Raw genomic sequence first — 18,097 nt, forward strand, 5'->3', positions numbered from 1 at the left:
GTGCGGATTCCGGGACCTGTTGCTCCGGGGCCGCCGGTCCGTTCGCCTCCGACCGGGGTTATCTTTGGGCAAAGATAGTGAAAAATATGGAATCCGGAATCCGGCGGGGTTCGTTTCGGGCCTGCTTTCCGGTCCGGGATGCCCCGTCCGCCTCCGGATAGGCTACCGGATAAGGCTTTCGAGGGGGTATTTCAGACCCTTGTACTTCGAGATGTAGGCCTGAATGCTGCCCACCTTGACCGGGGATTCGATGTAGAGCGGGATTTTGTTGCGGTCGTCGGAGATCCAGAGCGTGAAGATCGTGCCGTCGGTGAAGGAGTATCCCTCGGTGGTCCCGAGCTGGCATTCGAATTTCAGGGTTTTGAATTTTCCCACGTTGCGGATCTTCTTGTTCTCGCGTCCGAGGTAGCGGTAGTGCAGGATCTTGATGGTGTCTTGCAGGACCATTTGCAGGGTGCCGGGCTCGCGGGTGTCGAAATCTTCGGCTTCGGCCGTCCGCAGGTTGAAGAAGAGCGAGATGGCATCCATGCTTTCGCTGGTCAGCGGAATATCCTTCTCCTGGAAGGGCCGTTTGCGGCTTTGCCAGCGGGTGTGGACCGTGGAGTCGGGCCAGTTGTAGGTGTATTGGCTCTGGAAGGTGTAGTCGCCTTCGTGGAGGTCGCTGACGAAGCGGACCGGGCGCAGCGATGCGGTGTCGATCCAGACGGTGTAGATGTCTTCGAGGTTGTAGAACCAGCGGTAGGTGGGCAGCGTGCGTCCGATGCCGACAACCTTGTAGAAGGTCTTGCCGTTGCTCCGATCCTCGGAGGTGCGGACCTCGACGGTTCCCATTTCCGTGTTGGGGAACATCTTGGCCTTGTAGCTTACGCGGTAGTAGAGCTCTTCGCCCGGGTGGTAGAGTTGTGCGGCGAGGGGCGCGGCGGCCGTCAGCAGCAGTATGGTGAACAGAAATCGTTTCATCTTCGAGCGCATGTTTTTAAGGGTTAACGTTTTTTCCGCGATGAATATTTTGTGTCGGATTTACGAAATGCGGGAGAAGTCGATCTCCTCGCGTCCCGAGTAGCGGCGTCGCAGGGCTTCCAATCCGCGGTTTTCGGGTTTTGCGAGTTTCGGGTCTTTGGAGAGGAGCCCGGCGGCGGCTTCGCGCGAGACGGTGAGGATCTGCACGTCGGCCGTGGGACTTGCGATCTTCAAATCGAATGCCATGCCGCTTTGGAGCGTGCCGTTGATGTCTCCGGCACCGCGGAGTTTGAGGTCGAGTTCGGCGAGGCGGAATCCGTCGTTCGTCTCGCACATGGCGTCGAGGCGTGCGCGGGATTCGCGCGAGAGCTTCTCGCCCGACATGAGGATGCAGTAGGACTGTTCGCCGCCGCGTCCCACGCGCCCGCGCAGCTGGTGGAGTTGCGAGAGTCCGAAACGCTCGGCGGATTCGATGACCATGACCGTGGCATTCGGGACATCGACGCCGACCTCGATGACGGAGGTTGCGACGAGGATCTGTGCCTCGCCCTCCTTGAACTGCCGCATGGACTCCTCCTTGTCGGCGGGCTTCATCTTGCCGTGGCAGATCGCCGTGACGTACTGCGGCAGGGGGAAGTCGCGCGAGATGGCTTCATATCCGTCCGTGAGGTCCTTGTAGTCCATCGCTTCGGACTCCTTGATGAGCGGGTAGACGACGTAGACCTGACGTCCCTTGGCGATCTCCTGCCGCATGAATCCGAAGAGTTTGAGTCGTGCGGCGTCGGTGTAGTGGAAGGTCTTGATCGGGCGGCGTCCGGGCGGGAGTTCGTCGATCACCGAGACGTCGAGGTCGCCGTAGAGGGTCATGGCCAGCGTGCGGGGGATCGGCGTGGCGGTCATCACGAGGATGTGTGGCGGCTGTGCGTTTTTGGTCCAGAGTCGGGCGCGCTGCTCGACGCCGAATCGGTGCTGCTCGTCGATGACGACGAATCCGAGGTTCGCGAACTGCACGCGGTCCTCGATCAGTGCATGGGTGCCGATCAGGATGTCGACCTCTCCCGCGGCGATTCCTTCGAGGGCTTCGCGACGCTCCCGGGCCTTCGATGCGCCGGTGAGGATGGCGACCCGCACCGGCATTCCGCCGAGCATCTTGCAAATGGTCGCAAAGTGCTGGCGGGCGAGGATCTCCGTGGGGGCCATCATGCAGGCCTGGTATCCGTTGTCGACGGCCAGCAGCATCGACATCAGCGCTACGAGGGTCTTGCCGCTGCCGACGTCGCCCTGCAACAGGCGGTTCATCTGGAATCCCGAGACGGTGTCCTTGCGGATCTCGCGGATCACGCGCTTCTGGGCTCCGGTGAGCGGAAAGGGGAGTTTTTCGTTGTAGAAGGTGTTGAAGACGCCGCCGACCTTCGGGAAGAGGAATCCGTCGCTCTTCGAGAGCCGGGCGGTGCGGCGCTGCTGGATGTTGAGCTGCACGCCTAACAGTTCGTCGAATTTCAGCCGGTACTGCGCCTGCCGGAGCATCTCCTGCGTCTGGGGGAAGTGGATGTTGTAGAGCGCTTCGCGCAGGGGGATCAGCCCGTATTGCGCGCGGAGCGCATCGGGCAGGGGATCCGCAATGCGGTCGCGGGCCAGCGCCCATGCATTGCAGACGATCTGGTAGAAACCCTTTGCTCCGAGGACGCTGCCCAGCCGTTCGGTCGAGGGGTAGATGCCCTGCATGCCGCTTTCGGTCTTGCGCGAGAGGGCCTGTTCGATGGTTTCCAGTTCGGGGTGGGCGATGGATAGTTCGCCGCGGAAGAAGTTCGGGCGTCCGAAGACGAGGTACTCGCGTCCGACCTCGACCTTTTTTTCGATCCACTTGATCCCCTGGAACCAGATGAGCTCGGCCGCACCTGACGGGTCCTGTACCTGAACCGAGAAGCGCCGTTTGCGTCCGACGCCGGCGTAGGAGACGCCCGTCACGCGGGCGCGGAACTGGACGTAGGAGAGTTGGGATGCTTCGGTGATCTCCGCGATGCGGTAGATGCGTGTGCGGTCGATGTACCGGAACGGGTAGTGGGAGAGCAGGTCGCCTACGGTACGGATGCCCAGCTCCCTTTCGAGGAGCCGGGCACGGGCCTCGCCGACGCCGGGGACGTATTTGATATCGTTGTCGAGCATCTCCACGGAGACAAAGATAGGAAAATTTGCGTATCTTTGTAGAAAACTGTGCGAAAATGGATTTGACGAGATACGTGCGCCGTGCGACCTGCGAGGTCCGCATCGGGCGCGAGACGATCGGCGGCGCACACCCGGTGGCCGTGCAGTCGATGACCAATACGGATACGAACGACACGGCGGCGAGCGTTGCCCAGATCGAACGCATCGACCGGGCCGGCGGGCGGATCGTGCGCCTGACGGCCCAGGGGCGGCGCGAGGGTGAGAATCTGGCGAATATCGTCCGGCAGCTGCGGGCCGACGGCTTCGCGACGGCCGTCGTGGCCGACATCCACTTCGTCCCGGAGGTGGCCTCCGTCGCGGCGCAATACGTCGACAAGGTGCGGATCAATCCCGGCAACTACCGCAACGACCACGGGGAGTTCGAGTCGCTGATCGAACAGTGCCGCCGACGGGGCGTCGCCCTGCGCATCGGGGTCAACCACGGGTCGCTCGCAAAACGGGTCTTCGACCGCTGGGGCGATACGCCCGAGGGGATGGTCGTCTCGGCGATGGAGTTTTTGCGGATTTGCCGGGATCGGGATTTCGACCAGGTGGTCGTCTCGATGAAGTCGAGCAACACGCGGGTGATGGTCGCGGCCTACCGGCTGCTGGTCGCGGCGATGGATGCCGAGGGGATGCGCTACCCGATCCACCTCGGGGTCACCGAAGCCGGCAACGGGCTCGAAGGGCGCGTGAAGAGTGCCGTGGGGATCGGGGCGCTGCTGGCCGACGGCATCGGCGACACGATCCGCGTGTCGCTCACCGAGGCGCCCGAGAATGAGATTCCCGTGGCGCGGATGCTCGTCGAACACTTCGCCTCGCGTCCCGGCGTGTTCGAGGTCCGGCATCCCGAACGCTACTCCCCGACCGAATACCGGCGCCGTTCGCACGTCACCGGCACGGTGACGCACGACGAACCGCACGACGGATTCCTCGTTCTGGAAGCCGTCTCGGGTAACCCGACGGCCGAACTGCGCGCAGCGATCCTGAACCTCGACACGCCCGACCGCCCGGTCGTCGTGAAGCGCCGCTACGGGGATGCCTCGCTGGAAGCCGTGGCCGTGAAGGCGGCGGCCGACCTGGGGCCGCTACTGCTGGACGGACTGGCTGACGGCATCTGGATCGACGCTCCGACCCACTCCGCGGCGGCGATCCGCGACGTGGAACTGATGATCCTGCAAGCGGCGCGCGTGCGCTTTTCGCATACCGAATACATCGCCTGCCCCTCGTGCGGGCGGACGCTCTACGACATCGAGAAGACGCTCGCCGACATCAAGGCGCGCACGTCGCACCTGAAAAACCTCCGCATCGGCGTCATGGGCTGCATCGTGAACGGCCCGGGCGAGATGGCCGACGCCGACTACGGCTACGTGGGTGCGGGCCCGGGGCGCATCACGCTCTACAAGGGCCGCGAGGTGATCGTGCGCAACATTCCGCAGGAGGAGGCCCTCGACCGGCTCATCGCGCTGATCCGCGAGAACGGCGACTGGGTCGATGCCCCGGGCGACATGCCTTCCCGATCCTGAAATCTTCTGTTCCCGACCGTACCGTTCTTCCCGAACATGACCCTTCTACCCCTTGCCTACCTCCCTTCGGTGTCGTATTTTGTGCACCTGCTCCGCGGCGGCTGTGTCGTGGACCTCGGGGAACACTTCGTGAAGCGCTCCGAGCGCAACCGGACGCGGATCCTGGCCACCGACGGCGTGATGGAACTGACGGCCCACGTCTGTCACGCCAACCGCCCGCGTCAGCCCATGCGCGACGTGCGCCTCGACTATTCGAAACGCTGGCAGCACCAGCATTGGGGAGCATTGGTGGCCTCCTACCGTTCGTCGCCCTATTTCGACTACTATGCCGAACGCTTCGAACCCTTCTACCGCCGGGAGTACGGTTTTCTGGTCGACTACAACCTCGGGTTGCTGGAAACGTTGTGCACGCTGGCGAAGATCCCCATGCCGCAACTCTCCGAGTCTTATGTCGACCCGCGCCCCGGGGATCTCGACCTGCGACCCAAACACCCGAAGGGCCCGGCATTCGTTGCCGAGCCCTATTTCCAGGTTTTTTCCGACCGTTTGCCCTTTGCGGCTAATTTGTCGTTTGCGGATTTGCTGTTCGCGGAAGGCCCGGCGTCCGTTTCGGTTTTAGGACGTTGCCGACTCGAATAATGACGCTGTCGCGCAGCTCCCCGGCCGCGGCCCTCACGAGGAAGGTCCCCTTCACATCCACCGAATCCGTGCGGTACTGACAGGGTGCGTATTCGGTGACGGCGACCGTGTCGGCCCCGACGGTCAGCAGCGGCATGCCGGCCGAGGAGTAGATCCGGAAGAGCTGCTTCTCCGAATCCCGGAGCCGGCGGCGTTTGTCGACGATGTGCAGAGTCGGTGCGTCGCGGTTCCACATCGCCTTGTAGAGGTAGAAGGCATCCTTGCATTCACGACGGTTGAGGGTGACGAGCCCCGATCCGTTCACGCCGTAGGCCCGGCGGGCGGAACCGTAGTCGAACAGGTTCTCGATCCATATGCCCCAGAAGAGCGAGTCGTTCTGCAAATTGCGGGCATACTCCTCGTGGAAGAGGGTCTGTTTCTCTTCGGGCAGCCAGTTCGAGCGGGGTTCGGACTGTGTCGTGTAACTCTTGTGTCCGAGGAATCCGGGGCCTCCGTAGCTGACGCCCGACCGCAGGTGGGACCAGTTCTTTTGCAACTGGTCGCGCCAGACGATCACGTCGTCGGTCGATCCGTGCTGCCAGCCGACGTTCTGTTTCCAGACGATGAGGTCGGTGATGAAGTTCAGGGCTCCGTCCTGATCGCTGCACGCGACGGTCGGGCGCGAAGGGTCCATCGTGCGGGCCGTGTCGTTCAGACGGCGGATGTAGGGCGTGACGTCGTCGCCGCGCATCCAGAGTTGCGAGAAGATGCCCCACATGACCACCGAGGGGTGGTTGATGTGCTGGGCGATGATCTCCCGCAGTTGCTGTATGCCGTTCTCCTCGAAGGCCGTCGTGGCGAAGTAGGCCATGTCGCCCAGGAAGGGTGCCCGGTGCAGCGGCGCATCGATCCATACGAGCAGTCCCTGTTCGTCGCAGCGTTCGTAGAGGTATTGTCCGTGGGGGACGACGGCCGAACGGATGGCATTGGCGCCGATCGTGCGGACGAATCCCAGATCGGTGTCGCAGTCTTCGGCCGTCGGGGTGCCGCCCGAGAGGGCGTTGTCGTGGTGGAGCACCACGCCGTGCAGGGGGATCCGTTCTCCGTTGATCGTGAGACCTTCGGCCGTGCTGACGCCGATCGTACGGAATCCCGTGCGGACGGTCACACGGTCCGTGATGCTGTCTTCGCCGATGGCGGCCGTGACGGTGTAGAGCGCCGGATGTTCGGGGCTCCACAGCTCGGGGTTCTCCACCGCGAAGGGGATCAAGACGGGTTTTTCGTCGATCCGGGTTTTCTGGCGTTTGGTGAAGACCCGGCGTCCGTCCGGGGCGGTGATTTCGAGGTTGAGCATGCAGGTGTTTTCGCCCTTCGAGGTGAGGTGCACCTCGATTTCGCCTTCGGCGCTTTCGTCGGAGAGCGTGCGCGTGTGCACCAGTACGCCGTCCGATCCGAGGTAGAGGGGCGATATGGCGGTTCGTTCGGTGACGATGAGTTCGGCCTCGCGGTAGATTCCGCCGTAGAGGTTCATGTCGGTGGAGGTGGGGAGCACGTCGTCGCGCGAACTGTTGTTGACCGTCACGAGCAGGGCGTTGTCCGTTCCGAAGCGGATCTTGTCCGTGACTTCGAACGTGAAGGCCGTGCCACCTCCGCGGTGGGACCCGACGTGGCTGCCGTTGACGAAGACGTCGGCGACGGACTGCACGCCGTAGAACTTCACGAAGAAGCGTTTGTCGGCCCATTCGACGGGGACGTACATGCCGTTCTGGTAGTTTCCCGTGGTTTCGAGCCAGTAGCCCTGTGCCAGCGGGTCGGTGTTCCAGCTGTGGGGCAGGGTGATGTGGCGGGCGTTGTCGGAGGTGCGTTCCGACTTGAAGAAGAACCGCCAGCCTTCGTTGAGCGGGAATACTTCGCGGGCCGACAGGACGGTCGGGAGCAGCGAGCAGAGAAGCAGGAACAGAATGTGTCGTTTCATGGCGCGGTGTTGTTTCGACGGATCTGCACAAAGATACGAATTTTCGCGATAAGTTTGTTGCCGGAACCGACGCACAAATTTTTCGTATTTCGCCGGGATGTATTATATTTGATACGCGGAAACGAATCCCGAAGATGGACTGCCAGGATGAAATAATCCATATCTCGAAAAGGATCAGGGAGTTGCGTAAGGAGCGGCGGCTGACGGTTCAGGAGCTGGCCTATCGATGCGACATGGAGCGTTCGAATTTGAGCCGCATCGAGGCGGGCCGTGCGAACCTGACGCTGCGGACCCTGTGCACGATCTGCAACGCCCTGGGCGTGACGCTGCGCGAGGTGGTCCGCTGACGGACGCGCCGCTCCGCAGTAGCTTTTTTGGGACGTTCGGGTAAAATTCGTATCTTTACGACCCGATTAGAAACGAATATTTTGAACATTGTCGATCTGATTGTCTGTCTGATTCTGGCGCTGGCCGTATGGAACGGCTGGCGGCAGGGGCTCATCGTGCAGGTCTGCTCGCTGGCGGGCATCGTCGCGGGGATCTGGCTGGCGGCGCGTTTCGGCGCCGAGGTCGGGTCGTGGCTCCGCCTCGATGAGGAGGTTGCCGCCGCCGGAGGGTTCGTCACGGTGCTGGTGGCCGTGGTGCTGGTTGTGGCCGTTGCCGCACGACTGCTCCGCAAGCTGTTCCATTTTGCGGGCTTCGGCATTGCGGACATCGTGCTGGGCGTCGCGGTCTCGGTCGTGAAGTACCTGCTGGTGTTGAGCGTGCTCGTGGCAGCCTTCGACCGGCTCAATGCCGATTATACGCTGGCGGACCGGCAGACGATCGGACAGTCGCGGAGCTACGGACCGCTGCTGCGGCTCTCCGAAATGCTTCCTCCGCTGCTGGAAGAGGTGAGCGACCGCCTTCCCCGGACGGACGCCGCGGCGGCAACCGAAGCGCCCGGGGCGGAAAAAACGGACGAAAACGATGGATAAACGATTTGCGGGTACGGTGGTCCGCGCAACGGGCAGTTGGTACGACGTCGTGGCGGAGGACGGTACGGCGATGCGTTGCCGGATCCGGGGGCGGCTGCGCCTGAAAGGGGTCCGTTCGACGAATCCGGTGGTCGTGGGCGACGTCGTGGAGTGCGAGACGGGGGATGCCGACGGCGAAGGGGTGATCGTGGAGATCCGCCCGCGCCGCAACTATGTCATCCGCCGGGCCTCGAACCTCTCGAAGGAGTCGCACATCATCGCCTCGAACATCGACCGGGCGCTGCTGATGGTGTCGCTGCGGGCTCCGGAGACACCCACGGAGTTCGTGGACCGCTTTCTGGTGACGTGCGAGGCCTACAAGGTCCCGGTGACGATTCTGCTCTCGAAGATCGACTTGCAGGATCCGGAGGCCGTCGGGGCTTTCCGTGCGGTGTACGAAGGGGCCGGCTACGAGGTCTTGGAGACCTCGGTCGTCGAAAACCGGGGCGTGGAGGAGGTCCGCACGCTGCTGACCGGACATACGACCCTCGTTTCGGGGAATTCGGGCGTCGGGAAATCGACGCTCATCCAGGCCATCGACCCGACGCTGGACATCCGCACGGGCGAGATCTCCGAGAGCCACCACAAGGGGCGCCATACGACGACCTTCTCGACGATGTATCCTTTGCAGGAGGGCGGTGCGGTGATCGACACGCCGGGGATCAAGGGTTTCGGGCTGATCGACATCGACGACGCCGAACTGTGGCACTACTTCCCGGAGATGATGCGCACGGCGCCGGGGTGCCGCTTCTACAACTGTACGCACACCCACGAACCGGGCTGTGCGGTGGTCGAAGCCGTGAAGGCCGGGGAGATCGCCTGGCCGCGCTACGAAAGTTATCTGAAAATCCTCGACGAAGATGAGAAGTACCGCAAGTAACGATACGACGCCGCGTTCCGACGCCCTGTTCGGTGCGGAGGCGGGACCGTCTGCCGCGCGGATTGCCTGCCTGGCGGAGTTCATGACGGCGGAGCGTTACGGCGTGCTGCGGGGGAGCGTGGCCATGCGCACGCGCTACATGACGGTGCTGGCCGAGAACATCTACCACGGTCAGAATGCCGCGGCGCTGATCCGCCATTGCGACGCCTTCGGGGTGCAGGAGATGCACACCGTGGAGACGCTGTGCCGTTTCGAGCCGAATCCCGTGATTGCGCGGGGTTCGGAGCGGTGGGTCGACGTGCACCGCCACGCCTCGACGGCGGAGGCCGTTGCGGAGTTGCGACGCCGGGGTTACCGGATCGTGGCCACCACGCCCCACCGCGAGGATGCGACGCCCGAGACCTTCGACGTGACGAAAGGTCCCTTCGCGCTGGTCTTCGGAACCGAACATGCGGGGATCTCGGACGAGGCGATCGCCGCGGCGGACGAATTCCTGCGCATCCCGATGTGCGGGCTGGTCGAGAGTCTGAACGTCTCGGCCTCGGCGGCGATCCTCATTTACCAGCTCTCCGAACGGGTGCGCCGCACGGTCGACGGATGGCGGATGACGGAGGCGGAGCAGGCCGAACTGATGGAGCGCTGGATGCGGCGCAGCGTGAAGGATGCCGACGCGATCCTGCAACGGCGCTTCGGCGGGCGGGAATAAATCCGGAAACAGAAAAATCCATGAATACGATCCTGCGAAAACAGTTTCTGGCCCATGTGGCCCAGACTTCTCCTTCGCCCATGCTGGTGGAGGTTGCCCGGGGCGAGGGCTCGTTTTTCTATACGCCCGAAGGGAAACGTTACTACGACCTGGTGGCGGGTGTTTCGGTGAGCAACGTCGGGCATGCGAATCCGGCGGTGGTACGGGCCGTTCAGGAGCAGGCGGCGCGCTACATGCACGTGATGGTCTACGGCGAGCTGGTCGAGACGCCGCAGGTGGCCTATGCGGCGAAGATCGCCTCGTTGCTGCCGGCGCCGCTCGAAAGCGTCTATTTCGTCAATTCGGGGACCGAGGCGGTCGAGGGGGCGCTGAAACTGGCCAAACGCTTCACCGGACGCACCGGGATGATCTCCATGCGGCGGGCCTACCACGGTTCGACACACGGTGCGATGAGCATGATGGGGGCTCCGGAGGGCGAGGAGTGGAAGGGGGCGTTCCGTCCGCTGCTGCCCGACGTGCAGGCGATCGAGTTCAACGATTTCGCGCAGCTGGACCGCATCACGCGCCGCACGGCGTGCGTGCTGACCGAGCCGGTGCAGGGCGAGGCGGGGGTGCGTCCTCCGCAGCCGGGCTACCTCGAAGCGCTCCGGAAGCGGTGCGACGAAACGGGTGCGCTGCTGATCTTCGATGAGATCCAGACCGGTCTGGGCCGGACGGGCGAGATGTTTGCGATGCAGAAGTACGGCGTCGTGCCCGACATCGTCTGCCTGGCGAAGGCCTTCGGCGGAGGGATGCCGCTCGGGGCCTTCGTGTCGCGCCACGAGGTGATGGATACCTTGCAGCACGACCCCGTGCTGGGACATATCACGACCTTCGGCGGCCATCCGGTCTGCTGTGCGGCGGGACTGGCTGCGCTCGACTACCTGCTGGACAACGGCGTGGTCGGGACGGTCGAGGCGAAGGGTGCGCTCTACGAAACGTTGTTGCGGGACCATCCCGCCGTGCGCGAAATCCGCCGCAGCGGACTGCTGTTAGCCGTGGAGCTGGGAACGTCGGAGCGGCTCTACCGGATCATGGAGCTCTTCAAGGAGGCGGGGATTTTGAGCGACTGGTTCCTCTTCTGCGATACGGCGTTCCGGATCTCGCCGCCGCTGACGATCTCCGAGGAGGAGGTGCGCGACAGTGCGGCTCTCATCCGCGAATGCCTCGACCGGTTGTAGGCCGGGAAACGGACCGGGGAACGGACCGGGGAACGGACCGGGGAACCGGGCGGACTGGAAACAACGAAAAGAGACCTCCTGCGGGGGGTCTCTTTTTTTTCTCCTTCTCTCTCCTTCTCTCTCCTTCTCTCCGGGCCTGCGCCTATGCCTCCTCGGCAAAGGCTTTGAGCCGGGCGATCTCCTCGGGCCAGCGGGTCTCGTCGGGGGTTTCGAGGATCAGCGGAATGGCGTCGAAACGCGGGTCGCGGGCGATGTATCGGAAACATTCGATGCCGATCATTCCCTCGCCCAGCGGCGTGTGGCGGTCGACGCGGCTGCCGAGGATCTTCATCGCATCGTTCAGGTGCATGCCTTTCAGGTAGCGGAATCCCACGACGCGGTCCAGCTCGGCAAAGGTGGCGTCGCACGCCTCGGCGGTGCGCAGGTCGTAGCCGGCGGCGAAGGCGTGGCAGGTGTCGATGCAGACCCCGACGCGGGACTTGTCCTCCACGCGGTCGATCAGATAGCGGAGGTGTTCGAAGCGGAATCCGAGGTTGGAGCCCTGCCCGGCGGTATTCTCGATGACGGCCGTGACGCCGCGGGTCTGTTCGAGTGCGAGGTTGATCGATTCGGCGATGCGGTCGAGGCTCTCCTCCTCGGAGATCTGTTTCAGGTGGCTCCCGGGGTGGAAGTTCAGACGGTCGAGCCCGAGGAGTTCGCAGCGTTTCATTTCGTCGATGAAGGCCTCGCGCGACTTTTCCAACCCCTCCGCATCGGGATGTCCGAGGTTGATCAGGTAGGAGTCGTGGGGCAGGATCTGTGCGGCGGTGTAGCCGCATTCGTCGCAGGCGCGGCGGAAGGCGTCGATTTCGGCGGCCGTCAGGGGTTTGGCCATCCATTGGCGCTGGTTCTTGGTGAAGAGGGCGAATCCGTCGGCCCCGATGGCGCGGGCATTCCGGGGTGCGTTGTCGACCCCGCCCGATGCGCTGACATGTGCTCCGAAGTATTTCATGGCGTTCGATGTTTCGTGTTGTTTCGGACAAAGTTAAGGATTTTGTAAATAAATTCATAACTTTGCATTCGTGGAATATTAAAGCCTTGAACCCGCCATGAAACGTCTCCATACGCTGCTTGCAGCTCTTATCCTGCTGGTCTCGGGTCTTCCGGCCGCAGCCCAGATCTCGATCGACGAGGTCAAGGCCGAACCGCAGGACGTGAAGTTCCGCGACGAACTGAAATCCACCTCCGTGGACGTGGACTATTTCAGCCTGGCGCGCTACAAGGCCGAACGGGCCGCCATCCGCAGGGAGCGCAACGATCTGGAAATCGGCACCGGGTTGCAGGGGACGCTGACATCGTACAACGACCCGTGGATCTCCGTGTCGGGCGGTGACAACTCCATCGCGCTGGTTGCGACGTTCAACCTGCGTCACCTCTTCAAGAAAAACCTCTTCTCGATCGAGACGAAGTTCTCGGCCAAGATCGGCTACAACCGCATGAAGGTCGAGACGACGGACTCCGAGAGCGGCGAGACGGTCAGCAACGGCGTCTGGTTCAAGAATCAGGACGAACTGCTCTTCTGGGTGAACCCGGCCTTCACGCTGGCCAAGAACTGGACCTACGGTTCGACATTCCAGTTCCGGAGCCAGTTCGTCAACGGCTACAAGTCGCGTACGGAACAGGAGCGCGAGCATCTGAAAAGCACCTTCCTGTCGCCGGGTTACCTCGACATCTCGCTGGGTCTGACCTACAAGAGCCCTCATCCGAAGTTCCCGATCGCGGTGAACATCTCTCCGGTGGCCATGAGTGCGGTGTTCGTGGAGAGTGCGACCATCCGTAACAACAGCTGGGACAGCAACAAGCCGGGCTGGGAATCCTACGGTCTGGCCTCGGCGGAGGAGACGTCGAAATACGAGGGCGGTTCGTCCGTGGAGATCAACTTCGACCGCACGTTCGGCAAGACGGGCTACCTGCGTTACCGCACGACGCTCTTCTCGTTCTACGGTTGGATCACCGACATCGGCAAGCCGAACAAGATCCGCGACTATTCCGATTACGAGAACGCCTATGCGGAGTGGGAGGCTGCGGGTAAGGATCCGAAGACCAAACCGTGGCTTCCGATCCACCCGACGGTTCGCTGGACGAATACGCTCGACATCAAGGCGACGAAATTCATCACCACGACGGTGAGCTTCCAGCTCTATTACAACCGGGCGCAGAACGTCGATGTCCAGACCCAGACGCTGTTGAGCGTCGGTCTTACCTATACCTTCAAGAACAAGTGATGTACCGCAATTCGAAACAAGCGATTCTTTTCCCGCTGCTGCTGGCGGCGGGTGTGGCGGCGGGACTGCTGCTCGGGCACTATCTGGGCCGCAACACCACGGCTTCGCAGCTCAAAGGCGTGCTCGACCGCATGACACTTCCCACCAACAAACTCACCTATACGCTCTCGCTGATCGAGAACGAGTATGTCGATTCGGTGTCAATGGATTCGTTGTCGGAACATGTCATTCCGCTGCTGGTACGCGAGCTCGATCCGCATTCGGTCTACATCCCGGCCTCGGAGATGGCCGAATTGAACGAACCCCTCGAAGGGGAGTTCGACGGCATCGGCGTGGTCTTCAACATGGCTACCGATACGGTGATCGTGCTGAATGTCATCCCGCAGGGCCCGAGCGACAAGGCGGGCGTGAAGGCCGGGGACCGGATCATCGAGATCGACGATTCGCTGGTCGCCGGGCGCCAGATCCCGCAGAACCGCATCGTGCGGCTCCTGCGTGGCCCCCGTGATTCGAAGGTGCGGCTGGGCATCGAGCGGCAGGGCATCTCCGGTCTGGTCGACTTCGAGGTGGTGCGGGGCGTGATTCCGATCAAGAGCGTCGAGTCTGCGTTCCGGATCGTCGACAGCATCGGCTACATCAAACTCGGCCAGTTCGCCCGGACGACCCACGAGGAGATCCGCCAGGCATTGGCGCGGTTGCGGGCCGAAGGGGTCACGAAACTGATCTTCGACCTGCGGGGCAATTCGGGCGGTTTCCTCGATCAGGCGATCGGCGTGGCCAACGAGTTCCTGCACGACGGTCAGCTGATCGTCTATACGGAGGACCGGCAGCACAGACAGTTGCGCGAATATGCCGACGGCACGGGTTCGGCCCGGGAGATGGAGGTCGCCGTGCTGATCGACGAGGCGAGCGCCTCGTCGAGCGAGATCCTGGCCGGAGCGTTGCAGGACAACGACCGGGGGACGATCGTCGGCCGCCGTTCGTTCGGCAAGGGGCTCGTGCAGCGTCAGATTCCGTACAGCGACGGCTCGGCCCTGCGCCTGACGACTGCGCGCTACTATACCCCCACGGGCCGCTCGATCCAGAAACCCTATACGATCGGCGACGACGAGAGCTATGAGGAGGATCTTATCAACCGCTACCGCAACAACGAGTTTTTCTCGGCGGACAGCATCCATTTCGCCGATTCGCTCAAACGGGTGACCCCCGGCGGGAAGGTGGTCTACGGCGGGGGCGGGATCATGCCCGACGTCTTCGTCCCGGCCGATACGACCGACGTGACGCCCTACTTCATCGAGGTCGTGGGCCGGAATATTCTCTACCGCTATACGATCGAGTATGCCGACCGTCACCGCGACGCCTTGAATGCCGTGCAGACGCTCGACGAGTTGGAGGCGCTGCTCGACAGCGACCGCACGCTGGTGGATGATTTCATCCGCTATGCGGCGCGGAAGGGCGTTGCTCCGCGCTACGGCGACATAGCCCGTTCGCGCAAACTGATCGAAGCGCAGCTGCGGGCCTATATCGGTCGGAATACGGCCCTGGAAGACAACGGATTCTATGCGAACATCTATCCCGTGGACAACGTGATCATGCGGGCGATCGGGATTTTGAAGGGAGAGGAGGCAAGCCATGATTAAACGACTGATCGGCTTTCTGGTAACCGTGGCGGTGCTTGCCGTCGTGGTTCTGACGGTGTTGCACCGCGACCGTTTCCGCACGATGCTGCGCATCGGCGAGCCCTCGGAACAGCCAGTGGTCCCGCGGGACACGCTTCCGGCTTCCGCACCGACGGAGCAGACTCTTCCGGATGCTGCCGACGGGCAGGCTCCCGGTTTCGCCGGGGATCGTACCCCGGTTGCCGCTCCGGTTCCGGGCGATTCGCTCTCTGTTGCGGCATCCGAGACTCCGGACACGCTTTCGTAATCCGGCGGAATTTACCTATATATAATATAAGGAAGGCGGCAACCTGTGAAAGGTCGCCGCCCTTTTTGTGCGATCCGGATTCCGTCAATAGTATTTGATCGGCGAGCCTTCGATGGCCGAGAGGATGTTGTTCGCGGCGGACGAGGCCCCGATCCGGAACAGATCGGTCGTGATCCACTCCTTGCCGAGGATCTCCTCGACGATCGTATAGTAGAGGGCGGCATCCTCCGGCGTGCGGACTCCGCCTGCGGCCTTGAATCCCACTTTGCGTCCGGTCTTCGTGTAGTAGTCCCGGATGGCCTGGCACATCACGACGGCGGCTTCGGGCGTTGCCGCCACATCGATCTTGCCCGTGGAGGTCTTGACGAAATCGGCCCCTGCGAACATCGACAGCAGCGAAGCCTTGCGGATCAGTTCGGGGGTTTTCAAGGCTCCGGATTCGATGATCACTTTCAGCACGATGTCGCTGTCCATCTCCGAACGGATCACCTCGACCTCATTGGCCGCCTCGTCGTATTCGCCTGTGAGCATGTGTCCGACGTTCATCACGATGTCGATCTCGTCGGCTCCGTTCTCCACAGCCATGGCGACTTCCAGCGCCTTGACTTCGAGGAACGTCTGTGCGGCCGGGAATCCGCCTGCGACGCTCGTGATCCGCATCGGGGTCCCGTCGACGGCCACCCCTACCGTATCGACGAATGCCGGATAGATGCAGATGGAGGCAACATTGGGAATGTGCGGGTATTTTTCATAGAATTCGACGGCCTTGCGGGCGAATTCCGTGACGGACGTTACGGAGTCGTTGCACGACAGGGTCGTGAGGTCGATGGCCGAGTAGCAGAACTTGTAGACTTCGGCGTTGTGGTTGCGGGCTTCGGCGATTTTGCGGATGCGGGCCACTTCGTCGTCCACTTGTGCGGGGCTTGCTGCCGGCGCATACTCTTTCAGGTGGTTGGCGTATTCCATACTTTGCGGTTTTGTACAAAAATAGGAAAATTATTCGATCCGGCAAAAAAAAGTCCGGACCCGTGTCGGGGTCCGGACTTTTTAAGATCGAGATCGCTTATTTGAGCGCTTTCAGGTTGACGTCCTTCTCGGCTTTCTGTGCCAGTTCGGGATTCTTCGAAACGGCGCTCTTCAACTGTGCCTCTGCGGTTTTCAGATCACCCTCCTTGGCGGCGATCACGGCGCGCAGGTAGTCAGCCTCTGCGGAGTTGTCCTTTGCGATGGCCTTCTTGGCACCTGCGAGGTCGTTCGACTGGATCAGGGCAATCGCCTCGTTGTATCCGGTCAGGCCCTTTGCAGCGGCTTTGTAGTCGCCCTCGGCGGCAGCCATGGCGGCCTTCGACTCGGCGTCGGCAGCTGCGGCGTACTTCTTGGCCTCGGCGGTGTTTCCGTTTGCGAGGTTGGCCAGCAGGAGGTTCTTGTTCAGCTCTTTCGAGGAGTCGAGCTTGGCAGCCTTCTCGAAGGATGCCAAAGCGGCTTCCTTGTCGCCGGCTTCGGTCTGTGCGACACCGAGGTTGTTCCAGATGCGTGCATCGTTGTACTTCTTCGATGCGGCGGTGAGGATCTCAACCTGCTCTGCGGGGGTCTTGGCGAGAACCTGTGCAGCGTAGAGGTAGTGCTCGGCGGTCAGTTCGCCACCGTTGCGGTAAGCCTCCATGATCTCGGTGTCGGTCAGGCCCTGGAGATCGGTGCTGTTGACGATCTGCGAGCGGCGGAGTTCGGGAAGAATCTCCTTTTTCAGCTCCTCGAATACCGACGACATGTTCTTGATCTCGGCCTCACGCTCTGCGGGCGAGTTGTAGAGGCTCAACACCTGGAGAATGAGGTTCTTGTCCTGGATGTTGGATTTCTCGACGAGCTCCTTGAAGCCATCCCAGTCCTCACCGTATGCAGCGGCGTCGATTTCCAGTCCTGCGTCCTTGAGGAGTTTGGCAACGACCTTCTGTCCGGACTCGCTGCGAGCCTTCGAGAGTTTGTCGTTGAACTTCACGGGGCCATCGGGCGAAGCGTAACCCTTCACGGCGATGTTCTGGGTAGCGCGGTCGTTGTCGAGGTTCTTGTCAACGTTGGCCTTGAAGGCGTCGAGGTTGGCGTTCTTCTCGTTCTTCTTGGTTACGACCGACGAGTTGATGGCGTAGAGCAGATCAGTCTTGTCCACGACGGTGGTAACCTTCTTGTAGTCGTTGGGCATCTGCTCCATCAGATCGCCGTATTTGAGATCCTTCTGGAGGGTATTCAGACCGTAAGCGACGGTGAGCCCGAACTCTTTTGCGAGTGCAGCCTTTGCAGCCTCGTCATTTCCGGCGAGTACGGCAGCCTCCTCCTTGGTGGGGATTGCCCCGGTGTTGAGGTTCACGAGCGTGAACTCCTTGCACTTGCCCGACGGGCACTTGATCTCGGCGCGGAGCTGCAATTCGCACTGATCCATACGGGGGTCATAGGGGAATTCGACATGCTGGTTGAAGTTTCCGCCGTTGACCTTGTCCACTACGGCGTAGTTTTCGTCGACTTTGGAACCCTGATAGTATTTGGTCGTACCGGCTACTTCGCCGCCTTCGAATACGATCACGGGCGTAACCTTGATGACGGCCTTTTTGTTGAAATACTCCTGCGGGAAGGTGACATTGATGTCAGCGGCCACGATGCCGTTGTTCAGCGTCAGGATTTCGGGGGTTACCGTCAATTTGACATCTTCCCGGTTCTGAGCCATCTTTTTGAAGCAGTTACAACTCGAAAATGCCAGAGCGGCAGCTACGAGCACAACGCTCAATTTCATGATGTTTTTCATAGTTCAG

16 protein-coding genes are annotated in these 18,097 nt (G+C 62.0%); 10 read left to right on the forward strand and 6 right to left on the reverse strand.

The genetic code is table 11. From position 1 onward, the window contains the following. Positions 1-162 precede the first annotated feature (162 nt). Both B5G16_RS01455 and recG read right to left on the reverse strand, forming a co-directional pair. Positions 163-960, reverse strand: a complete 798-nt coding sequence (locus B5G16_RS01455) for a DUF3108 domain-containing protein (RefSeq protein WP_087260521.1) — start codon at positions 958-960, stop codon at positions 163-165. Positions 961-1,020: 60 nt separating this feature from the next. After that, positions 1,021-3,126: an ATP-dependent DNA helicase RecG gene (recG, locus tag B5G16_RS01460; RefSeq protein WP_239405907.1), complete on the reverse strand. Its 2,106-nt coding sequence runs from the start codon at positions 3,124-3,126 to the stop codon at positions 1,021-1,023. A 56-nt stretch (positions 3,127-3,182) separates the two neighbouring features. Between recG and ispG the strand changes: the two genes are divergently transcribed. Beyond that, a complete protein-coding gene (ispG, locus tag B5G16_RS01465; protein WP_087260356.1) occupies positions 3,183-4,691 on the forward strand; it encodes a (E)-4-hydroxy-3-methylbut-2-enyl-diphosphate synthase in 1,509 nt (502 codons plus the stop codon). Between the two features lie 36 nt (positions 4,692-4,727). Further along, entirely contained in the window at positions 4,728-5,330 is a 603-nt protein-coding gene (locus tag B5G16_RS01470; RefSeq protein WP_204227973.1) for a WbqC family protein, read from the forward strand. Here the strand turns inward: B5G16_RS01470 and B5G16_RS01475 are convergent. Then, positions 5,251-7,284: a glycoside hydrolase family 2 protein gene (locus B5G16_RS01475; RefSeq protein WP_087260359.1), complete on the reverse strand. Its 2,034-nt coding sequence runs from the start codon at positions 7,282-7,284 to the stop codon at positions 5,251-5,253. The two genes, B5G16_RS01470 and B5G16_RS01475, sit on opposite strands and share 80 nt — an antisense overlap. A gap of 134 nt (positions 7,285-7,418) precedes the next feature. On the opposite strand from B5G16_RS01475, the gene B5G16_RS01480 reads away from it, so the two are divergent. The 5 genes from B5G16_RS01480 to B5G16_RS01500 all read left to right on the forward strand — a co-directional run bounded on the left by B5G16_RS01480 (position 7,419) and on the right by B5G16_RS01500 (position 11,106). Continuing rightward, positions 7,419-7,631 carry a helix-turn-helix domain-containing protein gene (locus tag B5G16_RS01480; protein ID WP_087260360.1) on the forward strand — a complete coding sequence of 71 codons (213 nt, stop codon included), beginning with the start codon at positions 7,419-7,421 and terminating at the stop codon, positions 7,629-7,631. Positions 7,632-7,712: 81 nt separating this feature from the next. After that, positions 7,713-8,261, forward strand: a complete 549-nt coding sequence (locus B5G16_RS01485; protein ID WP_087260362.1) for a CvpA family protein — start codon at positions 7,713-7,715, stop codon at positions 8,259-8,261. Continuing rightward, entirely contained in the window at positions 8,254-9,180 is a 927-nt protein-coding gene (gene rsgA / locus B5G16_RS01490; protein WP_087260364.1) for a ribosome small subunit-dependent GTPase A, read from the forward strand. The genes B5G16_RS01485 and rsgA overlap by 8 nt, the downstream gene beginning before the upstream one ends. Then, on the forward strand, positions 9,161-9,886 hold the full coding sequence (locus tag B5G16_RS01495; RefSeq protein WP_087260367.1) for a TrmH family RNA methyltransferase: 726 nt from the start codon (positions 9,161-9,163) through the stop codon (positions 9,884-9,886). Before rsgA ends, B5G16_RS01495 begins: the two co-directional genes overlap by 20 nt. A 20-nt stretch (positions 9,887-9,906) precedes the next feature. Continuing rightward, positions 9,907-11,106 carry an aspartate aminotransferase family protein gene (locus tag B5G16_RS01500; RefSeq protein ID WP_087260369.1) on the forward strand — a complete coding sequence of 400 codons (1,200 nt, stop codon included), beginning with the start codon at positions 9,907-9,909 and terminating at the stop codon, positions 11,104-11,106. Positions 11,107-11,248: 142 nt separating this feature from the next. On the opposite strand, the gene nfo is transcribed toward B5G16_RS01500, so the two are convergent. Then, positions 11,249-12,097: a deoxyribonuclease IV gene (gene nfo / locus B5G16_RS01505; RefSeq protein WP_087260371.1), complete on the reverse strand. Its 849-nt coding sequence runs from the start codon at positions 12,095-12,097 to the stop codon at positions 11,249-11,251. 97 nt (positions 12,098-12,194) lie between these two features. On the opposite strand from nfo, the gene B5G16_RS01510 reads away from it, so the two are divergent. From B5G16_RS01510 to B5G16_RS12760, 3 genes are read left to right on the forward strand one after another with little or no spacing between them, the layout of a single operon-like run. Then, on the forward strand, positions 12,195-13,370 hold the full coding sequence (locus B5G16_RS01510) for a DUF3078 domain-containing protein (RefSeq protein WP_087260373.1): 1,176 nt from the start codon (positions 12,195-12,197) through the stop codon (positions 13,368-13,370). Then, a complete protein-coding gene (locus tag B5G16_RS01515) occupies positions 13,370-15,010 on the forward strand; it encodes a S41 family peptidase (protein WP_087260375.1) in 1,641 nt (546 codons plus the stop codon). Before B5G16_RS01510 ends, B5G16_RS01515 begins: the two co-directional genes overlap by 1 nt. Then, on the forward strand, positions 15,003-15,296 hold the full coding sequence (locus B5G16_RS12760) for a hypothetical protein (protein WP_087260376.1): 294 nt from the start codon (positions 15,003-15,005) through the stop codon (positions 15,294-15,296). Before B5G16_RS01515 ends, B5G16_RS12760 begins: the two co-directional genes overlap by 8 nt. 84 nt (positions 15,297-15,380) lie before the next feature. Here B5G16_RS12760 and deoC read toward each other — a convergent pair whose 3' ends face one another. Together deoC and B5G16_RS01530 are read right to left on the reverse strand one after the other, a co-directional pair. After that, on the reverse strand, positions 15,381-16,262 hold the full coding sequence (gene deoC / locus B5G16_RS01525) for a deoxyribose-phosphate aldolase (RefSeq protein WP_087260378.1): 882 nt from the start codon (positions 16,260-16,262) through the stop codon (positions 15,381-15,383). A 97-nt stretch (positions 16,263-16,359) separates the two neighbouring features. Further along, a complete protein-coding gene (locus tag B5G16_RS01530) occupies positions 16,360-18,078 on the reverse strand; it encodes a hypothetical protein (RefSeq protein WP_087260523.1) in 1,719 nt (572 codons plus the stop codon). Positions 18,079-18,097 lie beyond the last annotated feature (19 nt).

Origin of the sequence: Alistipes sp. An66 (assembly GCF_002161445.1) — a bacterium.
Lineage (GTDB): Bacteria > Bacteroidota > Bacteroidia > Bacteroidales > Rikenellaceae > Alistipes > Alistipes cottocaccae.